The sequence below is a fragment of the Microbacterium cremeum genome, assembly GCF_015277855.1.
Lineage (GTDB): Bacteria > Actinomycetota > Actinomycetes > Actinomycetales > Microbacteriaceae > Microbacterium > Microbacterium cremeum.
Genome location: NZ_CP063812.1, coordinates 1,861,828 through 1,887,529, shown reverse-complemented (window position 1 = coordinate 1,887,529; position 25,702 = coordinate 1,861,828). Strand labels below are relative to the sequence as shown.

Genomic DNA, 25,702 nt, shown 5'->3' with positions numbered 1-25,702 from the left:
AGCCGCCGCGGTCCTGCCTGGGGAGGAGCCGACGAGGGTTCCCGCGAAAGGTAGGCTGGAGCGCATGGCCGCGCGCAGTACTGCTCCCGAGAAGAGGCCCGGGTTCTTCTCCCAGATCCGGACGCTCTACACGTTCACCCAGAAGGAATTCCGCTGGCTGCCGTTCCTGCTGGTCGGCATCGTGCTGGCCGGCATCGCCATCGGCGTGGGAATCGGCTTCGCCATCCCCCCGGTCGCGCCCTGGAGCGTCGTCCTGTGGGGCGTCACCGGCCTCATGCTCGGCATCCTCGCGTGCCTCATGACCATGACCCGGCTGTCGACCCGTGCGATGTACAAGAAGATCGACGGGATGCCGGGGGCCACGGGCCACGTGCTCTCGACCTCGCTCGGCCGGCGCTGGCAGGCCAGCGAGATGCCGGTCGGCATCAACCCCAAGACGCAGGAGGCCGTGTACCGCGCGGTCGGGCGCGGCGGCGTCGTGATCGTCGGCGAGGGCGCCCGCGGGCGGCTCACGCGACTCGTGAACGACGAGCGCTCCAAGGTGCAGCGTGTGGCATCGGGCGTTCCCGTCACGGTGCTGTACGTCGGTCACGGCGACGACGAGGTGCCGATCGCAAAGCTGGCGCCCACCATCAAGGCGCTCCCGAAGAAGATCGACCGCGCCACCATGGCCGCGGTGATCAAGCGGATCGACTCGGTGTCGCAGTCGCTGACGTCGCTGCCGATCCCGAAGGGCATCGACCCCACCAAGGTCCGCGCGCCCCGGCCCCGCTGAGCGGGTCCCGGGTCTGATGCCGCGGCGATCTCGCCGCGGCATCCGTCGTCACGCCCGGACGAGAACGGTCCCCGCGGCCTTGTCGTGCAGCCCGCGCTGGTCGGGGTCCCAGATGACCGCCGGGATCACCACGATGAGCAGTGCCGTGCGGATGATCGGCCGCCACAGCCCCACCCACGCACCGTCGAGGCGGACGAGGCGCAGTCCGAACAGTCGGTGGCCCGGGCTGCCCTGAAGTGTCGGGAGGAACACCAGCTGGATCGCCGCGAAGATCGCGAGGATCGCCAGTGCGTCCCAGGCGAAGAAACCCGAGATGAGGTACGCCGCTCCGTAGTCGACGAACAGCGCGCCCACGCGGCGGCCGAGTCGTCCGATGGATCCGCTGCCCTCGCGGGGCAGCCCGAGGCGCTCGCCCGGATAGTCCTGTGCGCTCTGTGTCACACGCTCCAGCGTATCCAGCCGCCCGTAACATGCCGGAAACATAGGTGACACTGCCGGGCAATCCCCTGCCGATAGCGTGCCAGCAAGTCCGCGCCGTGCGCGGGCGTTCCCGAATGCCCTACCTCTGGAGTCTTCATGTTCAAAGATTCATCCGAGGTGCTGAAGTTCATCAAGGACGAGGACGTCAAGTTCCTCGACATCCGGTTCACGGACCTTCCTGGCGTGCAGCAGCACTTCAACATCCCGGCCTCCACCGTCGATGAGGAGTTCTTCACGGTCGGCCAGCTGTTCGACGGCTCCTCGATCCGGGGATTCGCGAACATCCACGAATCGGACATGCAGCTGATCCCGGATGTGTCGACGGGGTTCCTCGACCCGTTCCGCGAGGCGAAGACCCTCGTCATGGTCTTCGACATCTACAACCCGCGCACCGGTGAGATCTACCACAAGGACCCGCGCCAGGTCGCGAAGAAGGCCGAGAAGTACCTCGCCTCCACGGGCATCGCCGACACCGCGTTCTTCGCCCCCGAGGCCGAGTTCTACATCTTCGACGACGTCCGCTACGAGGTGAAGCAGAACTCGAGCTTCTACTCCGTGGACTCCGAGGAGGGCGCCTGGAACTCGGGTCGCGTCGAGGACGGCGGCAACCTCGCCAACAAGACGCCGTACAAGGGCGGCTACTTCCCGGTGTCGCCGGTCGACAAGACCGCCGACCTGCGTGACGACATCAGCTTGCGGCTCATCGAGTCGGGGCTGCACCTCGAGCGCGCGCACCATGAGGTGGGCACCGGCGGCCAGCAGGAGATCAACTACCGCTTCGACACGATGGTGCACGCGGCCGACGACATCCTGAAGTTCAAGTACATCGTCAAGAACGTCGCCAACGAGTGGGGCAAGGTCGCGACCTTCATGCCGAAGCCGCTGTTCGGCGACAACGGCTCGGGCATGCACACGCACCAGTCGCTGTGGCTGGACGGCAAGCCGCTGTTCTTCGACGAGAAGGGCTACGCGCAGCTCTCCGACACCGCCCGCTGGTACATCGGCGGGCTGCTGGCGCACGCGCCGGCGGTCCTGGCGTTCACCAACCCCACGCTCAACTCGTACAAGCGCCTGGTGAAGGGCTACGAGGCTCCGGTCAACCTCGTGTACTCGGCCGGCAACCGCTCCGCGGCGATCCGCATCCCGATCACCGGATCCAACCCGAAGGCCAAGCGCATCGAGTTCCGTGCGCCGGACTCCTCGGGCAACCCGTATCTCGCGTTCGCCGCCCAGCTGATGGCCGGCATCGACGGCATCATCAACCGCATCGAGCCGCACGAGCCCGTTGACAAGGACCTTTACGAGCTTCCCCCCGAGGAGGCGAAGAACATCCCGCAGGTGCCGAACTCGCTGCTCGACTCGCTCGAGGCGCTCCGCGCCGACCAGGAGTTCCTGACGCGCGGCAACGTGTTCACGCCCGAGCTGATCGAGACTTGGATCGAGTACAAGATCGAGAACGAGATCCAGCCGATCAACGCACGTCCGCACCCGTTCGAGTACGAGCTGTACTTCGGCGTCTGACGGTTTCCGGCAGCGAAGGGGCCCCGGGTTTCGACCCGGGGCCCCTTCGCGTTCGCCGACGGATGCCGCGGCCCGCCGCACGACGCCGCGGCGCGGCATCCGTCGCTAGCCGTAGAAGAGCTTCTCGAACACGCGGCGCGCGCGACGCGTGGTGCCGAGGTAGTCCTCCTCGACCTGCGTCGCCGAGCGCGGGGGGTACTCGAGGAGGCGGCCGATCCCGTCGAGCTTCTTGCGGTCCACGGGCAGGACGTCGCTCGTCTGCCCCGAGAGCAGCGTGTTGGCCGACCGCAGGCGGCTCGCGAGCCGCCACGCCTCGGCGAGGCGGCCGGCCGCGTTGGCGGGCACCAGCCCGGCGTCCGCGGCGGCGCGGAGCGCGCCGAGCGTCGACGTCGTGCGCAGCCCGGGTACGGCATGCGCGTGCTGCAGCTGCAGCAGCTGCACGAGCCACTCCACGTCGCTGAGCGAGCCAGGGCCGAGTTTGAGGTGCCGCGACGGGTCCACCCCCTGCGGCAGCCGCTCGCTCTCGACACGGGCCTTGATGCGCTTGATCTCGCGCACGGCGTTCGGCTCGACCGCGCTCGGGTAGCGAACCTGGTCGGCGAGGGCGATGAAATCGCCGATCAGCTTGACGCTGCCGGCGACGCCGCGCGCGCGCAGAAGGGCCTGCGCCTCCCAGGGGAGCGCCCACCGCCGGTAGTACTCGGCGTACGCGTCGAGCGAGCGCGCCATGGGCCCGTTGCGGCCCTCCGGCCGCAGGTCGGCGTCCAGCTCGAGCGGCACGCGCTGATCCTCGGAGTGGGTGCGCAGCGCCGAGACGAGCTTGAGGGCGAGCTCGTGTGCACGCTGCGGATCCACGCCGTTGGGGCGATACACGTACATGACGTCGGCGTCCGACCCGAAACCCAGCTCGGCTCCGCCGAAGCGGCCCATCGCGATCACCGAGAAATCGAGGGCGGAGTCCTCGGCCGGCACGATCTCGCGCCGCACCGCCCGCAGCGTGGCCTGGATCGTGACGTCGGTGATGGTGGTCAGCGCCTCGGCGATCTCCTCGATCGTGACCGAGCCGAGGATGGCAGCCATCGCGATGCGCAGCTGTTCGCGCCGACGAAGTGCTCGCACCGCGCGCATCGCGTCGATCGTGGTGTCATGGCGGGTCTGGATGGCGCGCGCCTCGTCCTGCAGCGCCACGCCGGAGCGCGGCCGCAGCAGGTCGGGATCGTCGAGCCACGCGGCGGACTCGGGGATCCACTCCATCAGCTCGCCCACGTACCGCGATCCGGCGAGCACGCGCGAGAGGCTCTCGGCGGCGCCGGACGAGTCGCGCAGCATCCGCAGGAACCAGTGCGTGTCGCCGAGGCGCTCACTCAGCCGCCGGAACGCGATGAGACCGTAGTCCGGATCGACGCCGTCGGCGAACCACCGGATCATGACCGGCATCAGATGCCGCTGGATCGTCGCCTTCCGGCTCAGCCCGCTGGTGAGCGCCGCGATGTGCCGCAGCGCGCCGGCGGGGTCGGCGAAGCCGATCGCGGCCAGCCGGTCATGCGCCTGCTGAGGCGAGAGCAGTCGTTCGTCGGCCGGAAGCGCCGCCACCGCCGACAGCAGCGGCCGGTAGAAGAGCCGCACATGGATGTCGCGCACCTCGCGTTTGACGGACTCCCACAGCTGCCACACACCGTCGCCGGTGTCGGCGAGTCCGGAAGCCCGCGCGAGCACGCGCAGGTCTTCGGGGCGCGCCGGCATGAGGTGCGTGCGACGCAGGCGACGCAGCTGCACGCGATGCTCGAGCAGACGCAGCACACGGTAGTCGCGCGAGAATGCGGATGCCTCGGCACGGCCGATGTACCCCTGGTCGACGAGCGCGTCCAGAGCCTCGAGCGTTCCCCGCTGCCGGATGCGGTCGTCGGTGAGTCCGTGCACGAGCTGGAGCAGCTGCACGGTGAACTCGATGTCGCGGATCCCGCCCGGGCCGAGCTTGATCTGGTACGGCACGTCGTCCGCGGGGATGTGCTCGGTGACGCGTTCCCGCATCCGCTGCACGCTGTCGACGAAGTTCTCGCGCGCCGCGCTGGTCCACACCTTCGGCTGCACCGCGTCGAGATAGGCCTGCGCGAGCGCGGGGTCGCCTGCGATCGGGCGTGCCTTGAGCAGAGCCTGGAACTCCCAGCTCTTCGCCCACCGCTCGTAGTACGCCAGGTGCGAGTCGAGGGTGCGCACCAGGGCGCCCTGCTTGCCCTCGGGGCGCAGGTTCGCGTCGACCTCCCACAGCGGCGGCTCGACCTCGATCTCGGAGATGCCGCGCATCGTCTGGACGGCGAGCCGGGTGGCGATGTCGACGACGCGGCTCTCCCCCAGCTCGTCGATCACGGCATCGTCGGCTCCGGCGACGTAGATCACGTCCACGTCGCTGACGTAGTTCAGCTCACGCGCGCCGGTCTTGCCCATGCCGATGATCGCGAGCCGGGTGCGCGCCACGTCCTCCCGCGGGAACAGGCCGGCTCCGGCGGCGCCGCGCGAGACACGGGTGCGGGCGACGGCGAGGGAGGCCTCCAGCGCGGCGCCCGCGGCATCAGCGAGGGCGGCCGAGACGGCCGCGATCTCGTCCACCGGAGACGCGCTCAGCAGGTCGTAGGCGGCGATGCGGGCGAGGATCCGGCGATAGCGGGCACGAAGCGCCACCCATGCCGTCTCACCGCCGTCGTCGGCGAATCCCTCGACGGCACCGACGGCATCCAGCAGCGATGCGCGCATCTCGGCATCCGTCGGCAGCACGTCCCCCGCATCGGCGAGCTCTGCGAGCTCGGCGGGATGCCGCAGGAAGAACTCGCCGAAGCCCGTCGACGCGCCCAGCAGCGCCCACAGCACGCGCCACGCGCGATCGTGCCCGGCGGCCTGCCGGACGGCCCCGGCGTCGCGGCGCGCGAGCCGTGTGACCGCGTGCAGCGCCTCGTCGGGGTCCGCCGCGCCGGCGGCGCCGTCCAGAGCCCGCTCCCGCGGGATCCCGGCGGCATCGTGCAGCTCAGCCAGGAGCGCCTCGGCCTCGGTGAGGCGGCCGAACCCCAGCCGCGCCAGCGGCGTCAGAGAGCCCGATCGTTCGCTCGCAGACATTCGCGCGACGAGGTCAGAGCATCTCGAGGTTGCTCTTGAGCTCGAAGTGCGTCACCTGCGATCGGTACTCCTGCCACTCGCGGCGCTTGTTCAGCAGCACGTAGTTGAAGACCTGCTCGCCCAGCGTCTCGGCGACGAGCTCGGACTCCTCCATGTACTCCAGCGCGTGATCGAGGCTCGCCGGCAGCGGCGCGTAGCCGAGCGCGCGACGCTCGGCATCCGTCAGCGACCACACGTTGTCTTCCGCCTCGGGGGGCAGCTCGTACTCGCCCTCGATGCCCTTCAGACCGGCTGCGAGCATGAGAGCGAACGACAGGTACGGGTTCGCGGCGGAGTCCAGTGCACGGTACTCCACGCGCGAGGACTGGCCCTTGTTGGGCTTGTACAGCGGCACTCGCACGAGCGCGGAGCGATTGTTGTGACCCCAGCAGATGAAGCTCGGGGCCTCGTCTCCGCCCCACAGCCGCTTGTAGGAGTTGACGAACTGGTTCGTCACCGCCGAGATCTCGTTGGCGTGGCGGAGCAGGCCGGCGATGAACTGGCGCCCGACCTTGGAGAGCTGGTACTGGGCGCCCTCCTCGTAGAACGCGTTCATGTCTCCTTCGAACAGCGACATGTGCGTGTGCATGCCGCTGCCGGGCTTGCCGGTCATCGGCTTCGGCATGAACGTCGCGTAGACGCCCTGCTCGATCGCGACCTCCTTGATGACGGTGCGGAACGTCATGATGTTGTCGGCGGTCGCCAGTGCATCGGCGTAGCGCAGGTCGATCTCGTTCTGGCCCGGGCCGCCCTCGTGGTGGCTGAACTCGACCGAGATCCCCAGGTCTTCGAGCATGCGCACCGAGCGGCGGCGGAAGTCGTGCGCAGTGCCTCCCGGCACGTTGTCGAAGTAGCCGGCGGAATCGACGGGCTCCGGCCCCTCGGCGCCAAACGCCGACGACTTCAGCAGGTAGAACTCGATCTCGGGGTGCGTGTAGAAAGTGAACCCGGAGTCCGCCGCCTTCGCGAGCGTGCGCTTGAGCACGTGCCGCGGGTCGGCGACGGCCGGCTGACCGTCGGGCGTCGTGATGTCGCAGAACATGCGGGCCGTGGGGTCGATCTCGCCGCGCCAGGGCAGGATCTGGAACGTGGTGGGGTCGGGATGCGCGAGCAGATCCGACTCGTACGAGCGCGTGAGCCCCTCGATCGCGGATCCGTCGAAACCGAGGCCCTCGCTGAAGGCGCCCTCGACCTCTGCGGGCGCGATGGCGACCGACTTGAGCGTTCCGATCACATCGGTGAACCACAGCCGGACGAACTTCACGCCCCGCTCCTCGATGGTCCTCAGAACGAAGTCACGCTGCTTGTCCATCGCATCCTCTCCGGTGCCTGCACCGCCGGGCCGATCGCGGCCGATGCCAGACTACTGGTCGCGGGTCGACTTGCCGGACTCGCCATCCCCCCACGAGTCGTCGCGCGCTTCGTCCTCGGCCCACGCGCGGGAGCGCTCGCGCATGATCTCGGGGGCGCGGGCGGCCTCCTCCGGCGTTTCGAAGGGACCCGCGCGATCGACGGAGGGCGATTCGTACCCCTTCTCGACGTCCCCGGTCTTGAGGTTGTACCAGTACTTCTCGCTGTCACCGCTCATCCTGCACTCCTCCCGATCGCGGGCACCGCCGCCGTCAGCACGATCCTACTGATCCGCGCCGCGTCGGCGTCGACCCGCTTCCGACCGCGTGCGGCCGCCTGGCTAGGCTGTGGCCATGGCATCTGAGGCAGCGCGCGCGGTAGGCGTGGACATCGGCGGAACCGGCATCAAGGCGGGCATCGTGGACCTCGAGCGCGGCGAGCTCGTGAGCGATCGCGTGAAGGTCGCGACGCCCGCGGGTGCACATCCGCCCGATGTGCTCGCCGCCGTGACCGAGGTGCTCTCGACCCTCGGCGTCGAGGACGACGCGTCGGTGCCGCTGGGCGTCGCGTTCCCGGCGATCGTGAAGAACGGCCGCACGCTGTCTGCGGCGAACGTCTCGGACGACTGGATCGACTTCGAGGCCGAGAAGTTCTTCGAGGACGGCCTCGGACGCGACATCCACTTCGCCAACGACGCCGATGTCGCCGGCGTCGCCGAGGTGCGATACGGCGCGGCGAAGGGCCAGCCGGGCCTGACCATCCTCACGACCCTCGGCACCGGCATCGGCTCGGCACTGCTGTACAACGGAGTCCTGGTGCCCAACTCCGAGCTCGGGCACGTGCAGCGTGCGAAGCACGGGAGGGATGCCGAGGCCTACGCCGCGTACTCGGCCATGGAGCGCGACGACCTGACGTGGCAGCAGTGGGCCAAGCGCCTGCAGTGGTACTACAGCCACATCGAGTTCCTCTTCAGCCCCGACCTGTTCGTCGTCGGCGGCGGAGTGTCGAAGCACTCGGACCAGTTCCTGCACCTGCTCGATCTCAAGACTCCGATCGTGCCGGCGGTGCATCGCAACAATGCCGGCATCATCGGGGCGGCGGCGCTCGCGCGCGACTGACGCCTCGGCGCCGGGGCCGACGAGAGCGCGAATGGGCCGGCCTGTACGCCGGGTTCTGTCCGGGGGCGAAGCCCCGTGGACGGTCATCTCTCTCGGCGACACGTTGCCGTGCCGCTCCAGCGGCCTACCCGGGGACTCGGCGGGCCGCGTCGTCATCCCCTGTCTGGCCTTGCTCCGGGCGAGGTTTACCTTGCGGGCCGCGTCACCGCGACCCCGGTGGTCTCTTACACCACCCTTTCACCCTTACCGGGACTCGCGTCCCGGCGGTCTGCTCTCTGTGGCACTGTCTCGCGGATCGCTCCGGGTGGGTGTTACCCACCGCCCTGCCCTGTGGAGCCCGGACGTTCCTCGGCGCGGGGCGGCGAACCGCCCGCGACGCGACCGTCCAGCCGACCCATTCGCGGGTGCGAGTCTATCGTCGCGGCCTGGATGCGGCCTCCGAGCTGCTCAGTCCTTGAGCGCGGTGTCGGCGACGCGCACGTCGAGCGGGAAGTCGATCGGGAACTCGCCGAAGAGGATCCGCCCGGCGGTGCTCGCGGCATCCGTCACCGCCTGGGCGGCGGCCTCGGCGTGCTCGACCGGAGTGTGGACGATGACCTCGTCGTGCAGGAAGAACGCGATATGCGGGCGCCGGGCGAACGCCGGGCCCGACGACGGCGCGCTCGCCTCCGCGGCGACCGGCGCGATCGCCGACAGACGCGTGCGCAGGTCGGCGAGCCACGCGAGCGCCCACTCGGCGGCGGTGCCCTGCACCACGAAGTTGCGCGTGAACCGGCCGCGGTCGCGTGCCCAGCGACGGGCGCGGGTCTCGTCGGCCCCGGATGCCTCGGCCTCGGTCGCGCGCGACTGCGCGTCCGACCAGGTCGAGGACGGCGGCGGCGAGGTGCGGCCGAGCCACGTCGAGACCAGCCCGCCATCCTCGCCGACGCGGGCCGCATCGTCGACCAGGCCCATCGCCTTCGGGTAGGCGCGGCGCAGACGCGGCACGAGCCGGCCGGACTCCCCCGTCGTCGCGCCGTACATCGCTCCGAGCATCGCGATCTTGGCCTCGGACCGTGTCGCGACCGTGCCGCTTTCGACGATGCCGGCGTACAGGTCGCGACCTCGCGCCGCCGCCGCGAGGGACAGGTCGCCCGCCATCGCGGCGAGCACGCGGGGCTCGAGTTGCGCGACGTCGGCCACCACCAGACGCCAGCCGGGATCAGCGCGGACCGCCTCGCGCAGCTGCCGGGGAAGCTGCAGCGCACCGCCGCCGGACGACGCCCATCGGCCTGTCACGACGCCCCCGGGCACGTACACCGGCCGGAAGCGCCCCCCGGTGACCCACTCGTCGACCCATGACCAGCCGTTCGCCGACAGCAGCCGCGCGAGCTTCTTGTACTCCAGGAGCGGTTCGACGACGGGGTGCCGCTGCTGAGCCAGTTCCCATCGGCTCGTGGAATCCACCAGCACACCGACCCGGTGCAGCGCCCGCAGGAGCTTCGGCTGCGAGTCGAGGCTCGCGGCCGGATCTCCGAGCGCGTCCCGGACGCGCGCGGCCGCCGCGGCGAGCTTCGCAGGCTGCCCACCGCTCGGGCTGCGCTCGCCGAGGCTCTCGACCAGGATGCGATCGTGCTCGGCGACATCCCACGGCAGGCCGGCCGCACGCATCTCCGCCGCGACCAGCGCGCCGGCGGATTCCGCCGCCGTGAGCAGACGGAGCCTGCCGTGATCGGTGCTGCCGGCGATCGCCTGACGCTGCCGCGCGAACTCCGCGATCGCGGCATCGGCATCGGAAGGCGGCCCGCTCGGGATCGACGCGTCGTCCAGAGTGAACAGGGCGGGCGCCGTGCCGGCGCTGTCGACCGCGGGCGCGGCATCCCATCCGCTCGCGTGGCGGACCTCCGCCCCAGGATCGACGAGCATCGACGAGCGCAGGATCGCGTGACAGAGCCTCAGGTCGTGGCAGCGCGCCACGCGGATGCCGCGGTCGAGCAGGGACGGGTACCACCGGGGCGTGTCGTGCCACACCCAGCGCGGCGCGAACCGCGCTTCCGCCTGCGCGATCCACTCGGCCTCGACGGATGCCGCGAACTGCTCACGCGCGTACTCCCGGCCTGTCGGGTCGAGAAGTGCCGCGACGGTGGTGTCATCCGCCCGGCCGAGGACGATCCAGGCCGGCGTGTCAGCCGAGTCCACTTCGTGTCACAGCCCGGACTCCTCGTCGCGCACCAGGATGCAGCCGCACTCGGGGCACGTGACGACCTCATCCTCGGGTGTCTGCCGCAGCGCGTTGAGGTCGGTGCCCGAGAGCACCATGTGACAGCCCTCGCACGTGCGGCGGCGCAGCAGCGCCGCGCCCGCGCTGCGCGCCGCGACCCTCTCGTACAGCGCAAGCAGGTCGGCGGGCACGGTCCCGGCGATCGCCGCGCGGTCACGCGTCGCCGCGTCGAAGGCGGCGGTCGCCTCGGCGACGGCACGCTTTCCCTCGGCGCTCAGCTCGGATCCCTCGGCGTTCGTGGCCGCGATCAGCGCCTCCTGCTCCGCCACCGCGGCATCGGCAGCCTCCAGGCGCTCCATCACCGCCAGCTCGGCGTCTTCCAGATCGCTCTTGCGCCGGGCGAGAGCCGCGAGCTCGCTCTCGAAGCCTTGAGCCTGCTTCGAGTTGCTCGACGCGGCGAGGCGCTCGGTGTCGCGGGCGGCGCGCGCGTCGACCACGACGACGTCGGACTCGATTCGCGCGAGCTCCGCACGGAGGTCATCACGCACGCCCAGCCGCGTCGACAGCTCGCGCGACAGCTCCTGACGGCGGGACAGCAGCTCCTGAACGCGGCTCGCCTGCGGCGGGTTCTTGCGGGCGTTGTCGGCGTGACGGATCCGGGCGTCGAGCTGGGCCACCTCGACGAGGCGGCGCTGGTCTGCGGGGCTGGCGTTCACGGATACAACCTACCGCGCATCGCCCTCCCCGCCGACGGGGACCGACCTGGCCGATGTGCTGACCGAAACCGGTCCAGGTGGTCCCAGCGCAGGCCTTGCAGGTCGTGCCGAGCCCACGGTCAGACGGCCGGGCAGTGGCAGCGGTCGGCCTCGGGCACTCCGGCGAGTGCGACCTCGATGTGCTGACCGCACCCGGTCCATGTCGGTCGGCCGCAGCGTGAGCAGGTGACTTGCTGGCACATAGGCGTTCTCCTCGGTGTCTTGTCTGCGGGCGGGGTCAGGCGAGCATCATGAAGAGCTTCTCGAGCTCTTCGGTGGTGATGCCGTCTTCGGCGAGGGCGGCGTCGGGGTCGCTGAGGCAGTCCTTCATCGCGGTGGACACGATCGCGAAGCCGGCGCGGTCGAGGGCGCTGGAGACGGCGGCGAGCTGGGTGACGATGTCACGACAGGGCTTCTCCTGCTCGACCGCGTTGATGACGGCATCGAGCTGGCCGCGGGCGCGGCGCAGTCGGTGCACGATGCGACGCTGCACCTCGGGGTCGGTCGTGCGCATGGGGTTCCTCTCGGTCGGGGACGGTCCGGTGATGTCGATGTGCCGGCGGGGCTCAGGCATGCTGCATCGCCTCGTCGAATCGGAGGAGCTCGGCGGCGCGGTCTGCGAGCGCGGCCTGGAGGGTGAGGATGCCCCCGGACAGGGAGGCGGAATCGAACCCCGCCTGTGCCAGGACGCGGTGCGCGATCGCCGAGCGCACTCCGGAGGCGCACATCACGCGGACAGGACGCCCTTCGGACGCGGTGCGGACCTCGCCGAGACGTTCGCGCAGCTCGGTATGAGGGATGTTCAGCGCGCCGGGCAGATGCCCGGTGGCGAACTCCGCCCGGCTGCGCGTGTCGAGGACGAACGCTTCCGCGAGGATCCGGTCCACGTCCTGCGCGTACCAGAGTGCGAGCGTTCCGGTGCGGACGTTCTCCCCGAGCATCCCGGCGAGGTTCACCGGGTCCTTGGCCTGTCCGTAGGGCGGCGAATAGGCCAGATCCAGATCGATCAGGTCTTCTACGGTCATTCCTGCGCGAATGGCGGTGGCGAGCACGTCGATGCGCTTGTCCACCCCTTGCGCACCGACCGCCTGTGCGCCGAGCAGCAGCCCGTCCGATTCGCGGAAGTGGACGATCAGGTGGAGCTGGCTCGCTCCGGGGAAGTACCCGGCGTGCTGGTTCGGGTGCAGATGGATCGTCCGGTAGACGCTGCCGGCGGCATCGAGCGCAGCGCGGTTCGCACCCGTGAGCGCAGCCGTCAACGAGCCGATGCGCACGATCGCGGTGCCCACCGGGTGCGGGATCGGCCGGGCGGTGCCGGGTCGGAGGATGTCGTCGGCCACGAGCCGCCCCGCACGGTTCGCTGGTCCCGCCAGGGCGACGGGGCGGCGGTCTCCGGTGACGGCGTCGGTGCTCACCGTCGCATCGCCCACGGCCCAGATGCCGGGAACGGAGGTGCGGCCGTGCTCGTCCACCACGATCGCGCTCCGCTCGCACCTCACCCCTGCGGCCTCGAACGCAGTGGTGTCGGGTCGCACGCCGACCGAGAGCACGATCAGCTCTGCGGGCAGCTGCGTGCCATCACCGAGGGCGACCAGGTCGTGCCCGGCGCCCGGCTGGATGCCGGTGGCGGCGATCCCGATGCGGGTGTCGATGCCGAGCGCGTGCAGCTCGTCCGACACCAGGGCGGCGAGCTCCCGTTCCAGCGGAGGCAGGACATGGTCGGCGAGCTCGACCACGGTCACGTCCAGCCCTTGGCGGGCGAGTGCCTCGGCGGCTTCGATGCCGATGAACCCGGCACCGAGGACGACCGCGCGCCGCGCTCCCTCCTCGACCTGCTCGCGCAGGGCAAGGGCGTCGTCGACGGTGCGGAGACTGCGCACTCGCGGAGAGTCCAGGCCCGGGATCGGCGGTCGTGCGGCCTGGGCGCCCGGTGCGAGCACCAGGGCGTCGTAGCTGATCCGCTCGATACCCTCGGGGGTGTGCACGGTCAGGACCCGCTCCCGAGGGTCGAGTCCGGTGACCTCGTGACGGGTACGCACGTCCAGGTCGAGAGCGGCACGCAGCGACTGCGGGGTCTGCACGAGCAGCTTCGCGGGGTCGGCGATCTCCCCGCCGACGAAGTAGGGCAGCCCGCAGTTCGCGTAGGAGACATACTCGCCGCGTTCGATCACGATGATCTCGGCGGACTCGTCCAGGCGCCGGGCGCGGGCGGCGCAGCTCATGCCGCCGGCGACGCCTCCGACGACGACGATCCTCATCGCGTCGCCTCCTGCTCCTGATGTGCCTGAGCGGCGAGCTGCGCGCGGACCTGGTCCATGTCCAGGTCGCGCACGGCGGCGATCACCTGTTCCAGTTGCGCGGGTGCGAGAGCGCCCGGCTGGGCGAACACCAGGATGTTCTCGCGGAAAGCCATCAGGGTCGGGATCGAGGTGATCCGGAACCCTGCCGCGAGCTGCTGCTGCGCCTCGGTGTCGATCTTGCCGAACACCACGTCGGGGTAGGCTGCGGATGCCTGCTCGAATACGGGCGCGAACGCGCGGCACGGGCCGCACCATTCCGCCCAGAAGTCCAGGAGCACGATGTCGTTCCCGGTGATGGTGGGTTCGAGGTTGTCGAGGGTGATCTCGCGGGTAGTCATAGTACCAGTATACCCCCCAGGGTATCCCGGAGGGCCGGGAAGGGCAGTGGACAGACCCTCACTCGGCATCGTGCACGCACTCGACACGACAGTCGCCGATCTCATCGGAAGGAATCACGACGCGTCGCGTCCTGTGGGCCCTGCCGGGATCGAACCGACGACATCCACGGTGTAAACGTGGCGCTCTACCAGCTGAGCTAAAGGCCCGCGCCGCCAGTCTACGAGGTGCGTCCGTACCGGCTCGAACTCGCTAGGCTGGCAGATGGTGCGTTGTGCGAGGCTGACAAAGCCCGCAGCGCTCCGGCAGTGATTCCCTGGCACGATCTGCCAGACGACGAAAGGTCTTCTGTGACTGTCAACGATCAGGATCCGTACTCGCAGGACCCCCTCGACAGCGATCCCGACGAGACCGCCGAGTGGCAGGAGTCCCTGCAGCAGCTCGTGCAGGCCAAGGGCCACGGTCGTGGCCGGGAGATCATGCTGAGTCTTCTGCAGACCTCACACGAGCTGCAGCTGAACGTGCCGCAGGTTCCGACCACGGACTACATCAACACGATCGCCCCCGACAACGAGCCCGAGTTCCCCGGCGACGAAGAGCTCGAGCGGCGCTACCGCCGCTGGATCCGCTGGAACGCGGCCATCACGGTGCACCGTGCGCAGCGCCCCGGCATCGGCGTGGGCGGCCACATCTCGACGTACGCGTCGTCCGCCTCGCTCTACGAAGTCGGCTTCAACCACTTCTTCCGCGGGCTCGACGCCCAGGGCGGTGGCGACCAGATCTTCATCCAGGGTCACGCCTCCCCCGGCATCTACGCCCGCTCGTTCCTCGAGGGCCGCCTCAGCGAGACGCAGCTCGACGGATTCCGTCAGGAGAAGTCCAAGGCGCCGGAAGGCCTGCCGTCGTACCCGCACCCGCGGCTCATGCCTGACTACTGGCAGTTCCCCACGGTCTCGATGGGCCTCGGTCCGATCAACGCCATCTACCAGGCGATGACCAACAAGTACCTCACCAACCGCGGCGTCAAGGACCTCTCGGACTCGCGCGTGTGGGCCTTCCTCGGCGACGGCGAGATGGACGAGGTCGAGAGCCGTGGTCAGCTGCAGGTCGCGGCGAACGAGGGCCTCGACAACCTGACCTTCGTCGTCAACTGCAACCTCCAGCGGCTCGACGGCCCGGTGCGCGGCAATGGCAAGATCATCCAGGAGCTCGAGAGCTTCTTCCGCGGCGCCGGGTGGAACGTCATCAAGGTCGTGTGGGGCTCGGGCTGGGACGAGCTGCTGTCCCAGGACGTGGACGGCGCCCTGGTGCACCTGATGAACACGACGCCGGACGGCGACTTCCAGACCTACCGCGCCGAGGACGGCGCATTCATCCGTGAGCACTTCTTCGGTCGCGACGAGCGCACCGCCGCGCTGGTGAAGGACTGGTCCGACGAGGACATCTGGGGCAAGCTGCGCCGCGGCGGACTGGACTACCGCAAGGTCTACGCCGCGTACAAGGCCGCCACCGAGCACAAGGGCCAGCCGACGGTCATCCTCGCCAAGACCATCAAGGGCTACGGCCTCGGGCATCACTTCGAGGGCCGCAACGCGACCCACCAGATGAAGAAGATGACGCTGCAGGACCTGAAGTACTTCCGCGACTCGATGCGCATCCCGATCTCCGACGCTCAGCTCGAAGAGAACCCGTACCTACCCCCGTACTACAACCCGGGCGCGCAGGAGGAGACGATCCAGTACATGCTGGAGCGCCGCCGCGCTCTGGGCGGATTCCTGCCCGAGCGCCGCTCGCACCACGTCGGCCTGCAGCTGCCCGGCGACGAGGCGTACGCCCTGCCCAAGAAGGGGTCGGGCACGCAGGAGATCGCCACGACGATGGCGTTCGTGCGCCTGCTGAAGGACCTCCTCCGGGCGAAGGACTTCGGCCACCGCATCGTGCCGATCATCCCCGATGAAGCACGCACGTTCGGTATGGACGCGTACTTCCCGACGGCGAAGATCTACAACCCGCACGGCCAGAACTACACCTCGGTCGACCGCGAGCTGCTCCTGGCCTACAAGGAGAGCCCGCAGGGGCAGATCATGCACGTCGGCATCAACGAGGCCGGCGCGGTGGCCGCGTTCACGGCGACCGGCACCTCGTACTCGACGCACGGTGAGCCGCTCATCCCGGTGTACGTCTTCTACTCGATGTTCGGGTTCCAGCGCACCGGCGACGCCCAGTGGGCCGCCGGTGACCAGATGGCACGCGGCTTCATCATCGGCGCCACCGCAGGCCGCACCACGCTCACCGGCGAGGGACTCCAGCACGCCGACGGCCACTCGCAGCTGCTGGCCTCGACGAACCCCGCCACGGTCTCGTACGACCCGGCGTACGGGTACGAGATCGCCCACATCGTGCGTTCGGGCATCGAGCGCATGTACGGCGGCAACCATCCCGACCCGAACGTCATGTACTACCTCACGGTCTACAACGAGCCTCTCGTGCAGCCCGCCGAGCCGGAGGGCGTGGACGTCGACGGCATCGTGCGCGGCATCCATCGGATCTCCTCGCCCGAGGGCGACGGACCCCGCACGCAGATCCTGGCGTCGGGCGTCGGAGTGCCGTGGGCGCTCGAGGCGCAGCAGCTGCTTCGTGACGACTGGGGCGTGCAGGCCGACGTGTGGTCGGTGACCTCGTGGACCGAGCTGCGCCGCGACGGCCTCGCCGCCGACGAGCACAACTTCCTGCACCCGCAGGAGGAGCCGCGCACGGCGTACGTCACCGAGAAGCTGCGCGACGCCGCAGGACCGGTCGTTGCTGTGAGCGACTTCATGCATGCCGTGCAGGACCAGATCCGCCCGTGGGTGCCGAACCGGTTCGTCACGCTGGGCGCCGACGGCTTCGGCTTCTCGGACACGCGTCCCGCTGCCCGCCGCTTCTTCAAGATCGACGGCCCGTCGATCGTGGTCCGCGCGCTCCAGGCCCTCGCGGCCGAGGGCGCGGTGGACCAGGGCCTCGCCGCGCAGGCGATCGAACGGTACCGCCTGCACGACGTCACCGCGGGCACGAGCGGGAACGCGGGCGGCGAGAGCTGACGCCTTGATGGCCGAACCGACCGAGGTGATGGGCAAGACCGAGACGCTGGCATGGCTGCGGCGCATCTCGGGCGACCTCGCCACCGTCACCATCAAACGGCTCGAAGACACCCTCCCGTGGTATGCCGAGATGCCGCCGGCCCGACGCTCCGCCGTCGGGCTGGTGGCTCAGGCGGGAATCACGTCGTTCATCCAGTGGTACGACGACCCCGGCTCGACCCCATGGATCGCCTCGGACATCTTCGCGGTGGCCCCCCGCGAGCTGCTGCGCAGCGTGAGCCTGCAGCAGACGCTGCAGCTGATCCGCGTGACCGTCGAGGTCACCGAGGAGCGGGTCGCCGGCAAGGGCGAGCACCTGCGTGAGGCGATCCTGCTCTACTCGCGCGAGGTGGCCTTCGCGGCGGCCGACGTGTACGCACGCGCCGCCGAGGCACGTGGCCTGTGGGATGCCCGGCTCGAGGCGCTCGTCGTCGACTCCATCCTCACCGGAGAGGCCGACGAAGAGCTTCCCAGCCGCATCGCCGCCCTCGGCTGGCACGGCCACGGCGAGGTCGCCGTGCTGGTGGGCACCACGCCCCCGCAGTTCGACGTCGATCAGCTGCGCCGCACAGCCCGCAAACTCGGCGTGGACGTTCTGATCGGCGTGCAGGGCTCGCGGCTGGTCCTCGTGCTCGGCCGCGCCGAGCCGTCCGCGCGCGCCGACGAGGCGACCGGCGAGCTGCCGTTCGGCGAGATCGCGAAGCGGCTGGAGCCGGGATTCGGCACCGGACACCTCGTTCTCGGGCCCACCGTCCCCGCTCTGGTCGACGCGAGCCAGAGCGCCCGCGCCGCGCTCGCGGGGTTCGCCGTCGCGCGGGCCTGGCGCCATGCGCCGCGTCCGGTCGAGGCCGACGACCTCCTGCCCGAGCGGGCGCTCGCGGGCGATCCCCTGGCGAAGCAGACGCTCGTCGAGCGCATCTACCGCCCGCTGCAGACGCACAGCACCGACCTCGTCGCCACGCTGTGGGCCTACCTCGACAACGGCCGGTCCCTCGAGGCCACCGCACGGGAGCTGTTCGTGCACCCCAACACGGTGCGCTATCGCCTCAAGCGCGTCTCCGAGGTGATCGGCTGGGACGCGACCGGGCCGCGGGAGGCCCTCATCCTCCAGACGGCGCTGGTCCTCGGTTCGATCGGCACCGATGCCACTCGACGCCGGCCGCAGAACATTCGCCGCAGCCAGGTCTGACCCGAAGGACGCACCATGACTGTGTGGGACGCACACAAAGCCCTTTGCGATTCTTGTGACGGTGTCGCCAGAACCCGCTCCTCGATCGTTGGCAGGATGGAACGGTGAGAATCGCGGTCTTCCCCGGGCAGGGTTCGCAGTCCCCCGGCTTCCTTGCCCCCTGGCTCGACGTCGACGGCACTCGCGATCGACTCGCGCAGTACTCCGAGTGGTCCGGCGTCGACCTCATCGCCGCCGGCACCGAATGGGATGTCGACCGCATCCGCGACACCCAGGTGGCACAGCCGCTCATCGTCGCCGCGAGTCTGCTCTCGTGGAACGCGCTCCCCGACCGCGACCGCGTGGGCGGTGTCGCCGGCCACTCGGTCGGCGAGTTCGCCGCCGCGGCGGCCGCGGGCATCCTCAGCGAGCAGGCGGCGCTCACGCTCGTCGGCATCCGCGGCCGCGCGATGGCGGAGGCCGCTGCCGCGGCCGAGACCGGCATGAGCGCCGTGATCGGCGGTGACGAGGCGGCCGTCCTGTCGCGGCTCGATCAGCTCGGCCTCACGCCCGCGAACTACAACGGCGGCGGACAGCTCGTGGTCGCCGGTGCGATCCACGCGCTCCAGGAACTTGCCGCCGAGCCGGTCGCCGGTACCCGGGTCATCCCGCTCCAGGTCGCCGGCGCCTTCCACACCCGCTACATGGCCCCAGCCGTCGAGACGCTCCGCGCGGCGGCGGCCGAGGTCGCGGCATCCGACCCCGCCGTCACGGTGTGGAGCAACCGCGACGGGCGCGCGGTCGAGGGCGGTCCCGCCTTCGTCGACCTGCTCGTCGACCAGGTCGCCTCTCCGGTCCGCTGGGACCTCTGCATGACGTCCTTCGCCGACGCCGGCGTCACGGGCCTCGTCGAGTTCTCGCCCGCGGGCACGCTCACGGGGCTCGCCAAGCGCGCGCTGCGCGGCGTGCCGGCCGTCGCCGTCAAGACCCCTGCCGACCTGGACGCGGCCGCGACCCTGCTGGCCGCCGACGCCTGACCGGAGAGATCCCGATGATCCGCTCGATCGTGCAGCCCACCGGGCCCGCGCACACCCGCATCTACTCGTACGGCGCCGCGCGCGGCGAGATCGCCGTCCCCAACGACGACCTCGTCGGCCCGATCGACTCGAGCGACGAGTGGATCCGCCAGCGCACCGGAATCGTGACGCGCATGCGCGCGGTCGCCGAGACCGATGCGATCGATCTCGCGACGGATGCTGCCCGTGAGGCCATCGAGCGCTCCGGGGTCGACGCGTCCCTGGTGGACGCCGTGATCGTGGCGACCGTCAGCAACCCCAAGCAGACGCCGTCGGTCTCGGCGATCGTGGCCGACCGGGTCGGCGCCAACCCCGCGGCCGCCTACGACGTCAACGCGGCATGCGCCGGCTTCGCCTACGGGATCGCCCAGGCCGATGCGCTCATCCGCGCGGGCGCCGCGAACTACGCGCTCGTGATCGGCGCCGAGAAGCTCAGCGACGTCGTCGACCCGACCGACCGCAGCATCTCGTTCCTGCTCGGCGACGGCGCCGGCGCCGCGCTGGTCGGCCCGAGCGACACGCCCGGCATCGGTCCCACCGTGTGGGGCTCGGACGGCTCGAAGGCCGACGCCGTCGGTATGAACCACACGCTCACCGACTTCCGCGACGGAAAGGCCCCCTGGCCGACGCTGCGGCAGGAGGGCCCCACGGTGTTCCGCTGGGCGGTGTGGGAGATGGTGAAGGTCGCGCGGCAGGCTCTCGAGGCCGCCGGGATCGAGGCATCCGATCTCGCCGCGTTCGTGCCGCACCAGGCCAACATGCGCATCATCGACGAGTTCGCCAAGCAGCTCGGGCTCCCCGACACCGTCCTCGTCGGCCGCGACATCGAGACGACCGGCAACACGTCGGCGGCCTCGATCCCGCTGGCGACCCACCGGCTCCTCGCCGAGCACCCCGAGCTCAGCGGCGGCCTGGCGCTCCAGATCGGCTTCGGTGCCGGCCTGGTCTTCGGCGCCCAGGTGGTCGTCCTCCCCTGAGGGCGCAAGCCCCGACTCTAGACTGAGACCCGGCCCCCGGGCTCGTGACCCCTAAGAAACAGGAGAAAACCCATGGCATTCACCAACGACGAGGTTCTCGCCGGACTCGCCGAGCTCATCACCGACGAGACCGGCATCTCGGCCGACGAGGTCGCCCTCGAGAAGTCGTTCACCGACGACCTCGACATCGACTCGATCTCGATGATGACGATCGTCGTCAACGCCGAAGAGAAGTTCGGCGTCACCATCCCCGACGACGAGGTCAAGAACCTGAAGACCGTCGGCGACGCCGTCAGCTACATCGCGTCCAACCAGGCGTAATCCCCCCGGTGGGGGCTGCGGCCCCCACCGGCACACCCACGAGGACTTCCACTGCACATGAGCACCTCCCGCATCGTCGTCACCGGCATCGGCGCGTCGTCTCCGCTCGGGGGCACCGCACCCGAGAGCTGGGCCGCACTCCTGGACGGCGCCTCGGGCGCCAGCACCCTCGAGTACGACTGGGTCGAGCAGTATCAGCTGCCCGTCACGTTCGCCGCCCAGGCCAAGGTTCGCCCCGACACCGTTCTCGAGCGACCTGTCGCGAAGCGCCTCGACCCGTCCTCGCAGTTCGCGCTGGTGGCGGCCATGGAGGCGTGGGCGGATGCCGGGAGCCCCGAGGTCGAGCCCGAACGGCTCGGCGTCGACTTCGCCACCGGCATCGGCGGTCTGTGGACGCTCCTGGACGCGTGGGACACCCTGCGCGAAAAGGGTCCGCGTCGCGTGCTGCCGATGACGGTCCCGATGCTCATGCCCAACGCGGCGGCCGGAAACCTCTCGCTCCACTTCAACGCACGGGCGTACGCGCGCACGGTCGCCAGTGCCTGCGCCTCGAGCACCGAATCGATCGTCAACGCGGTCGAGCACCTGCGTGCCGGGCTCGCCGATGTCGTGATCGCGGGCGGCACCGAATCGACCATCCACCCGATCACGATCGCAGCGTTCTCGTCCATGCAGGCGCTGTCGCGTCGCAATGACGACCCGGCCACCGCGTCGCGCCCCTGCAGCGTCGATCGCGACGGCTTCGTCATGGGAGAGGGCGCGGGAGTGCTCATCCTCGAGACCGAGGAGCACGCGCGCGCCCGCGGTGCCAAGATCTACGCCGCCGTCGTCGGCGGCGGCGTCACGGCGGATTCGTACCACATCACGGCGAACGACCCCGAGGGGCTCGGCGCCTCGCGGGCGGTGCGCATGGCACTCGAGATGGCGGATGCCTCGCCCGACGACGTGACGCACATCAACGCGCACGCGACATCGACGCCGGTCGGTGACCCGAACGAGTACACCGCCCTCAAGACGGTGTTCGGTTCGCGCATCGACGACATCCCGGTCTCGGCGACGAAGGCCTCGACGGGTCACCTGCTCGGCGGCACCGGCGCGCTCGAAGCGATCTTCACGGTTCTGGCGATCCGCGACCGCGTGGCACCGCCCACGATCAACATCACGACGCAGGATCCCGAGGTGCCGTTCCGCATCTCGGGCGAGACGGCGCCACTCGGCGACGGTTCGCAGCTCGCGATCAGCAACTCGTTCGGCTTCGGCGGGCACAACGCCGTCGCTGCATTCGCCTCGGTCTGACACCGCGCACGACGCAGGCTCCTCGCGGCGCCCCCGGCACCCTTCGACACGCTCAGGGATCGAACCGGGGGCGTCGCGTCGAAAGACGGGCGGTGGCGATTCGCCTTCCCAGCGCCAGGACTCTTCTCACCGGCATCCGGTAGTCGCGCCTCGCCCCGCCCGTGTCTCTCGACCTCACCCCACCTTGTGCAGCCACACCACCGGCGCGTCGTCGCTCGCGTGGCGGAACGGCTCGAGCTCCTGATCCCAGGCGGCGCCCAGCGCGACCTGGAGCTCACGCTGCAGCTCCAGCGCGTCGCCGCCGGCGATCTCCATGGCGTAGCGGATGCGGTCCTCGCCGATGACGACGTTGCCGGCGGAATCGGTCTGGGCGTAGTGGATGCCGAGCCCCGGCGTGTGCAGCCACCGGCCGCCGTCGCTGCGGGGCGTGGGATCCTCCGTCACCTCGAACCGCAGATGCTCCCACCCACGTATGGCGGTCGCGAGTGCCGCGCCGGTGCCTGCGGCGCCCTCCCAGTAGAACTCGCTCCGACGACTGCCGGCGAGTACGGGCTGGTCTGCCCAGTCGAAGCTGACGGCACGCCCGAGGGCGCGCCCCACCGCCCACTCGAGGTGGGGGCACAACGCTCTTGGCGCGGAGTGGATGTAGATCACCCCACGCGCCTGTGGTGTCGCCATGTTCTCTCCGTTCGTCAGGTGCGTCTTCCCCTACGACCTGAGACCGGTTCACGGCGATGCTGTTCGGTTGTGCTGCGGCCATTATCGCCGAGAGGGCGGTCGAATCACAAGAGTGTGATTCGACCGCCCTCCGGCGTGGTCTCGGACCGGCTCGGCTCAGGCCTCGCTCATCGCCTGGACCTCGGCCTTGCCCTTGGCCGCGTAGTAGGCGGCGCGGGCGGCGTCGCGGCGAGCCTGCTCGGCCTGGCCGGCGTCGAGCACGTCCTGCGCGACTTCGAACTGGTCGGTCGTCGGCTTGCCGTGGTACTTCTCGATATAGGCATCGAGCTCGGGGCCCGACTCCCACGACGTGATGAGGCAGTAGCGGGGCTCGTCGCCGTCGTGGTGCACGGCGTGCCACAGGCGCTGCGTGTCGACGATCAGCTGCGCGCCCGCGGGCAGCGCGACGCGGTACTCGATGCTGGGGTCGGTGCGGTTCTCGCGCAGCACGAAGTAACTGTTCTTGTCGTCGGTGAGGTTGAAGAACCCACGCACGACCCACCCGGTGCCGTCGGGGTTGAGGCGGTTGTTGTCGTCCTGGTGGAGGTTGTACAGCGCGTCGGCGTAGCTGTTGGGCTGCAGCTCGATGATGCGGCAGCGGCCGACGTTCGCGCCGGGCTCCTGAGCACGGCGGGTGAGGGTCGGGGCCTTCTCGACCTGCGACGGGATCCAGACGCCGTCCTTGTCGGTGCGCGGCGGCGTGTGGTTCCAGAAGCCGTTGCACTCGATCTCGCCCTTGGCCGAGGCCAGCGGCGCGAAGCGGGTGTCACCCGAGGACTTCCAGTCGACGTACTCGATGGACAGCCATTCCTGAGGGTCGATCTCCTCGTTGTAGGAGTCGAGCACCACGAAGCCGGTCTCATCGAGAGCGGCGGACTTGATGTAACCCATGACGAATCATGCCTTTCGGTCAGTGAGCCAGCACGTTTTTACAGGCTCAACTTAGGCAAGCCTACCTCGGCGTCCCGGCAGGCCCCGGCAGCGCGGCCCGGCGCCGCCGGGACCGGAGCCGCCCCCCATAGACTGGACGGGCCATGGTCACTGCCACGAATGTCGACGCGACTGCCGTCAACACGATCGGGTGGCTGTCCGCCGCGGACTGGACCATCGTCGTCCCCGTCTACCAGCGGCAGTACCGGTGGGATATCGGCGGCTGCGAGCAGCTCCTCGCCGACATCCGCGCGGTGGCAGACCTCGACGATCGTCACATGCACTTCATCGGCTCGATCCTCTCGTCCGCCAGCGGCGGATCTGGCGACACCGAGCTCGTCCTGATCGACGGTCAGCAGCGCACCACCACGCTGATGCTCCTCGTGGCGGCGCTGCAGCACACCGTGCGCGAGGCCCACCCCGAGCTCGCCGATCAGCTGCAGCGGGTCCTTGTGCACTCTGAGGACCCTTCGCGGACGAAACTGCGTCCGCACCCGGCCTGGGCGTCGGTGTTCGAGCGTGTCGTCCTGGACCTGTCACCGTCACCCGGCGAGCAGCGCGACTCGCGCTTCGACGACAACTACGCGTTCTTCCGCAGCCAGATCAGTCTCGACGAGGCGCCCCACATCTGGCGCGGACTCCAGAAGCTCGAGCACGTCGCGATCACGCTGGGGGCCGGGGCCAACGCCCAGCAGATCTTCGAGAGCCTCAACTCCACGGGCGAACCGCTGCGCGATCACGAGCTCATCCACAACTACGTGCTCATGGGCCTCAACCACGTCGAGCAGCGCCAGATCGAATCCGACTTCTGGCAGCCGATCGAGCGCGACACCGGCGAGCACATCGCCGACTTCTGGCGTCAGTACCTCACGATGCGGACGGGCCGCGAGGTGACCGTCGTCGGCGGCCGCGGCGTGTACGACGCGTTCCGTCACGAGTTCCCGCGGCTGGAGTTCGCCGACCTGCTCGCGCACGCCGAGGAGTGGCGGGCGCTCGCGCGGGTGTACCGCACCCTGCTGGATCCCGCGCAGGCTCCGGATGCCGACATCGCCCGTCAGTTGCGGCATCTCAACACGTTCGGCTCGGGCATGTACCCCCTCGTCATGCGCGCCTACCGCGATCTCGAGCAGGGCCGGATCGATCGTGTGGAACTGCTCGACACGCTCGAGATGGTGCAGTCGCTGCTGATGCGCCGCTGCGTCGTCGGCACCGGCATCGAGCGGTTGGTCGCGCGGCTGTGCCGTGCACGCGAGGACGGCCGCGACGCGTTCATCGCGGCGGTGTCGCGCATCACCCCGTCGGACGAGCGGATCGCCGTCGCGCTGAAGTACTCCGAGCTGCCCTACGCGACCTACGTCCTCACTCGGATCGCGGGTGTCGACGGCGCGGAAGCACTCGACCTCGAGCACATCTTCCCGCTCGCACCGGCCGACTCGTGGACGGGCGACGGTGTGCGCGAGTGGTCGGCGTACACCGAGGACGAGCAGAACAGCCACCGCGCGCTCGCACAGACGATCGGCAACCTGACCGTACTCGAGGAAGACCTCGCCGTTCGCGCCTTCGACCGCCCGTTCCCCGAGAAGAAGAGCCTCTATGCGCGCAGTGCCGTCGCGGCGACGGCCGAGCTCGCGCAGCTCCCGGCGTGGGGAACCGCGGCGATCGCCGAGCGCTCGGCGCGCCTCACCGAGCGGTTCGTACAGGTGTGGCGTCGTCCCGGTGGCCCCGCGATCGACGATGACGGCCTCACCCCCGTCCTCGATGCGGTGCGCCGGCGCGGCTGGCCGCTCGGCTGGCACCGCGAGTGGTCGTATGTCGAGTACTGCGGTGAGCACTGGGAGGTGTACGACGTCAAGCACCTCTTCAACCGCGTGTTCAAGCGGCTGTGGGCCGACGCGCGCGACGCGGTCGTCTCGTACAGCGCCCGCCGCGGCGGGCCGGTCTACACCGCGCAGTCGTGGAACGGGCAGTGGGACCGGCTCGACGACGATCACTCGCTGTACATGGGGTGGGACTCGAGCTACATGCTCAGCGCCGCGCAGGGCGTCCTCGAAGAGGCGGGTCTTGCTCCTGAGGTGTTCGTCAAGTACTCCTACATCGGCAACGCCATGTGAAAGGC

General features: G+C 70.0%; 21 protein-coding genes, 1 tRNA gene and 1 other RNA gene. 10 read left to right on the top strand and 13 right to left on the bottom strand.

The genetic code is table 11. The features are described 5' to 3' along the window. Nucleotides 1-64: 64 nt before the first annotated feature. A complete protein-coding gene (locus IM778_RS08525) occupies nt 65-775 on the top strand; it encodes a DUF4191 family protein (protein WP_194411574.1) in 711 nt (236 codons plus the stop codon). Nucleotides 776-823: 48 nt separating this feature from the next. Here the strand turns inward: IM778_RS08525 and IM778_RS08520 are convergent, their stop codons facing one another. After that, a complete protein-coding gene (locus IM778_RS08520) occupies nt 824-1,216 on the bottom strand; it encodes an RDD family protein (RefSeq protein WP_194411573.1) in 393 nt (130 codons plus the stop codon). Between the two features lie 135 nt (nt 1,217-1,351). Between IM778_RS08520 and glnA (IM778_RS08515) the strand changes: the two genes are divergently transcribed. Continuing rightward, a complete protein-coding gene (gene glnA, locus IM778_RS08515; RefSeq protein WP_194411572.1) occupies nt 1,352-2,776 on the top strand; it encodes a type I glutamate--ammonia ligase in 1,425 nt (474 codons plus the stop codon). 105 nt (nt 2,777-2,881) lie between these two features. Here the strand turns inward: glnA (IM778_RS08515) and IM778_RS08510 are convergent, their stop codons facing one another. The 3 genes from IM778_RS08510 to IM778_RS08500 are packed head-to-tail and all read right to left on the bottom strand — an operon-like array spanning nt 2,882 to nt 7,511. Further along, nucleotides 2,882-5,884 (bottom strand): bifunctional [glutamine synthetase] adenylyltransferase/[glutamine synthetase]-adenylyl-L-tyrosine phosphorylase, encoded by a 3,003-nt coding sequence (locus tag IM778_RS08510; RefSeq protein ID WP_194411571.1) that lies wholly within the window; start codon nt 5,882-5,884, stop codon nt 2,882-2,884. A gap of 13 nt (nt 5,885-5,897) precedes the next feature. Then, nucleotides 5,898-7,235 (bottom strand): type I glutamate--ammonia ligase, encoded by a 1,338-nt coding sequence (glnA, locus tag IM778_RS08505; protein ID WP_194411570.1) that lies wholly within the window; start codon nt 7,233-7,235, stop codon nt 5,898-5,900. 51 nt (nt 7,236-7,286) lie between these two features. Then, the gene (locus IM778_RS08500) at nt 7,287-7,511 is read right to left on the bottom strand and encodes an SPOR domain-containing protein (RefSeq protein ID WP_194411569.1); all 225 of its coding nucleotides are present in this window, start codon (nt 7,509-7,511) and stop codon (nt 7,287-7,289) included. A 115-nt stretch (nt 7,512-7,626) separates the two neighbouring features. Here IM778_RS08500 and ppgK point away from each other — a divergent pair, with 115 nt between their 5' ends. Beyond that, entirely contained in the window at nt 7,627-8,391 is a 765-nt protein-coding gene (ppgK, locus tag IM778_RS08495) for a polyphosphate--glucose phosphotransferase (RefSeq protein WP_194411568.1), read from the top strand. 28 nt (nt 8,392-8,419) lie between these two features. On the opposite strand, the gene rnpB is transcribed toward ppgK, so the two are convergent. From rnpB to IM778_RS08460, 7 genes are all read right to left on the bottom strand, one after another. Then, an RNA gene (rnpB, locus tag IM778_RS08490) (RNase P RNA component class A) lies at nt 8,420-8,788 on the bottom strand. 50 nt (nt 8,789-8,838) lie between these two features. Further along, the gene (locus tag IM778_RS08485) at nt 8,839-10,569 is read right to left on the bottom strand and encodes a bifunctional 3'-5' exonuclease/DNA polymerase (protein WP_194411567.1); all 1,731 of its coding nucleotides are present in this window, start codon (nt 10,567-10,569) and stop codon (nt 8,839-8,841) included. Between the two features lie 6 nt (nt 10,570-10,575). After that, the gene (locus tag IM778_RS08480; RefSeq protein WP_194411566.1) at nt 10,576-11,307 is read right to left on the bottom strand and encodes a zinc ribbon domain-containing protein; all 732 of its coding nucleotides are present in this window, start codon (nt 11,305-11,307) and stop codon (nt 10,576-10,578) included. Nucleotides 11,308-11,584: 277 nt separating this feature from the next. Next, complete coding sequence (locus IM778_RS08475; protein ID WP_194411787.1) at nt 11,585-11,860, bottom strand: metal-sensitive transcriptional regulator; 276 nt, start codon at nt 11,858-11,860, stop codon at nt 11,585-11,587. 52 nt (nt 11,861-11,912) lie between these two features. Continuing rightward, nucleotides 11,913-13,604, bottom strand: coding sequence for an FAD-dependent oxidoreductase (locus tag IM778_RS08470; protein ID WP_194411565.1), 1,692 nt, complete (start codon nt 13,602-13,604; stop codon nt 11,913-11,915). Next, a complete protein-coding gene (locus IM778_RS08465; protein ID WP_194411564.1) occupies nt 13,601-13,984 on the bottom strand; it encodes a thioredoxin family protein in 384 nt (127 codons plus the stop codon). Before IM778_RS08465 ends, IM778_RS08470 begins: the two co-directional genes overlap by 4 nt. A gap of 134 nt (nt 13,985-14,118) precedes the next feature. Then, nucleotides 14,119-14,191: transfer RNA gene (locus IM778_RS08460), tRNA-Val, on the bottom strand. Nucleotides 14,192-14,332: 141 nt separating this feature from the next. Here IM778_RS08460 and aceE point away from each other — a divergent pair. The 6 genes from aceE (at nt 14,333) to IM778_RS08430 (ending at nt 21,939) form a co-directional block, all read left to right on the top strand. Further along, the gene (gene aceE / locus IM778_RS08455) at nt 14,333-17,062 is read left to right on the top strand and encodes a pyruvate dehydrogenase (acetyl-transferring), homodimeric type (protein ID WP_194411563.1); all 2,730 of its coding nucleotides are present in this window, start codon (nt 14,333-14,335) and stop codon (nt 17,060-17,062) included. Between the two features lie 7 nt (nt 17,063-17,069). Next, a complete protein-coding gene (locus tag IM778_RS08450) occupies nt 17,070-18,290 on the top strand; it encodes a PucR family transcriptional regulator (protein WP_228484808.1) in 1,221 nt (406 codons plus the stop codon). A gap of 104 nt (nt 18,291-18,394) precedes the next feature. Beyond that, nucleotides 18,395-19,306, top strand: a complete 912-nt coding sequence (locus IM778_RS08445) for an ACP S-malonyltransferase (protein WP_194411562.1) — start codon at nt 18,395-18,397, stop codon at nt 19,304-19,306. Nucleotides 19,307-19,320: 14 nt separating this feature from the next. Further along, complete coding sequence (locus tag IM778_RS08440; protein ID WP_194411561.1) at nt 19,321-20,322, top strand: beta-ketoacyl-ACP synthase III; 1,002 nt, start codon at nt 19,321-19,323, stop codon at nt 20,320-20,322. Between the two features lie 72 nt (nt 20,323-20,394). Beyond that, nucleotides 20,395-20,643, top strand: coding sequence for an acyl carrier protein (locus IM778_RS08435; RefSeq protein WP_194411560.1), 249 nt, complete (start codon nt 20,395-20,397; stop codon nt 20,641-20,643). 57 nt (nt 20,644-20,700) lie between these two features. Further along, a complete protein-coding gene (locus IM778_RS08430; RefSeq protein ID WP_194411559.1) occupies nt 20,701-21,939 on the top strand; it encodes a beta-ketoacyl-[acyl-carrier-protein] synthase family protein in 1,239 nt (412 codons plus the stop codon). A 174-nt stretch (nt 21,940-22,113) separates the two neighbouring features. Here IM778_RS08430 and IM778_RS08425 read toward each other — a convergent pair whose 3' ends face one another. Next, nucleotides 22,114-22,617: a DUF3145 domain-containing protein gene (locus IM778_RS08425; RefSeq protein ID WP_194411558.1), complete on the bottom strand. Its 504-nt coding sequence runs from the start codon at nt 22,615-22,617 to the stop codon at nt 22,114-22,116. Between the two features lie 156 nt (nt 22,618-22,773). Then, nucleotides 22,774-23,547, bottom strand: a complete 774-nt coding sequence (locus IM778_RS08420; protein ID WP_194411557.1) for a hypothetical protein — start codon at nt 23,545-23,547, stop codon at nt 22,774-22,776. A gap of 143 nt (nt 23,548-23,690) precedes the next feature. On the opposite strand from IM778_RS08420, the gene IM778_RS08415 reads away from it, so the two are divergent. Continuing rightward, nucleotides 23,691-25,697: a DUF262 domain-containing protein gene (locus tag IM778_RS08415; RefSeq protein WP_194411556.1), complete on the top strand. Its 2,007-nt coding sequence runs from the start codon at nt 23,691-23,693 to the stop codon at nt 25,695-25,697. Nucleotides 25,698-25,702: the final 5 nt, after the last annotated feature.

What these genes read in the sequence shown, in the direction of transcription:
- IM778_RS08425 (WP_194411558.1), bottom strand. Translation starts at nt 22,617, where the DNA reads ATGGCGACACCACAGGCGCGTGGGGTGATCTACATCCACTCCGCGCCA.
- glnA (WP_194411572.1), top strand. Translation starts at nt 1,352, where the DNA reads ATGTTCAAAGATTCATCCGAGGTGCTGAAGTTCATCAAGGACGAGGAC.
- IM778_RS08465 (WP_194411564.1), bottom strand. Translation starts at nt 13,984, where the DNA reads ATGACTACCCGCGAGATCACCCTCGACAACCTCGAACCCACCATCACC.
- IM778_RS08470 (WP_194411565.1), bottom strand. Translation starts at nt 13,604, where the DNA reads ATGAGGATCGTCGTCGTCGGAGGCGTCGCCGGCGGCATGAGCTGCGCC.
- IM778_RS08510 (WP_194411571.1), bottom strand. Translation starts at nt 5,884, where the DNA reads ATGTCTGCGAGCGAACGATCGGGCTCTCTGACGCCGCTGGCGCGGCTG.
- IM778_RS08475 (WP_194411787.1), bottom strand. Translation starts at nt 11,860, where the DNA reads ATGCGCACGACCGACCCCGAGGTGCAGCGTCGCATCGTGCACCGACTG.
- IM778_RS08440 (WP_194411561.1), top strand. Translation starts at nt 19,321, where the DNA reads ATGATCCGCTCGATCGTGCAGCCCACCGGGCCCGCGCACACCCGCATC.
- IM778_RS08420 (WP_194411557.1), bottom strand. Translation starts at nt 23,547, where the DNA reads ATGGGTTACATCAAGTCCGCCGCTCTCGATGAGACCGGCTTCGTGGTG.
- IM778_RS08450 (WP_228484808.1), top strand. Translation starts at nt 17,070, where the DNA reads ATGGCCGAACCGACCGAGGTGATGGGCAAGACCGAGACGCTGGCATGG.
- IM778_RS08500 (WP_194411569.1), bottom strand. Translation starts at nt 7,511, where the DNA reads ATGAGCGGTGACAGCGAGAAGTACTGGTACAACCTCAAGACCGGGGAC.
- IM778_RS08415 (WP_194411556.1), top strand. Translation starts at nt 23,691, where the DNA reads ATGGTCACTGCCACGAATGTCGACGCGACTGCCGTCAACACGATCGGG.
- ppgK (WP_194411568.1), top strand. Translation starts at nt 7,627, where the DNA reads ATGGCATCTGAGGCAGCGCGCGCGGTAGGCGTGGACATCGGCGGAACC.
- IM778_RS08430 (WP_194411559.1), top strand. Translation starts at nt 20,701, where the DNA reads ATGAGCACCTCCCGCATCGTCGTCACCGGCATCGGCGCGTCGTCTCCG.
- IM778_RS08435 (WP_194411560.1), top strand. Translation starts at nt 20,395, where the DNA reads ATGGCATTCACCAACGACGAGGTTCTCGCCGGACTCGCCGAGCTCATC.
- IM778_RS08525 (WP_194411574.1), top strand. Translation starts at nt 65, where the DNA reads ATGGCCGCGCGCAGTACTGCTCCCGAGAAGAGGCCCGGGTTCTTCTCC.
- glnA (WP_194411570.1), bottom strand. Translation starts at nt 7,235, where the DNA reads ATGGACAAGCAGCGTGACTTCGTTCTGAGGACCATCGAGGAGCGGGGC.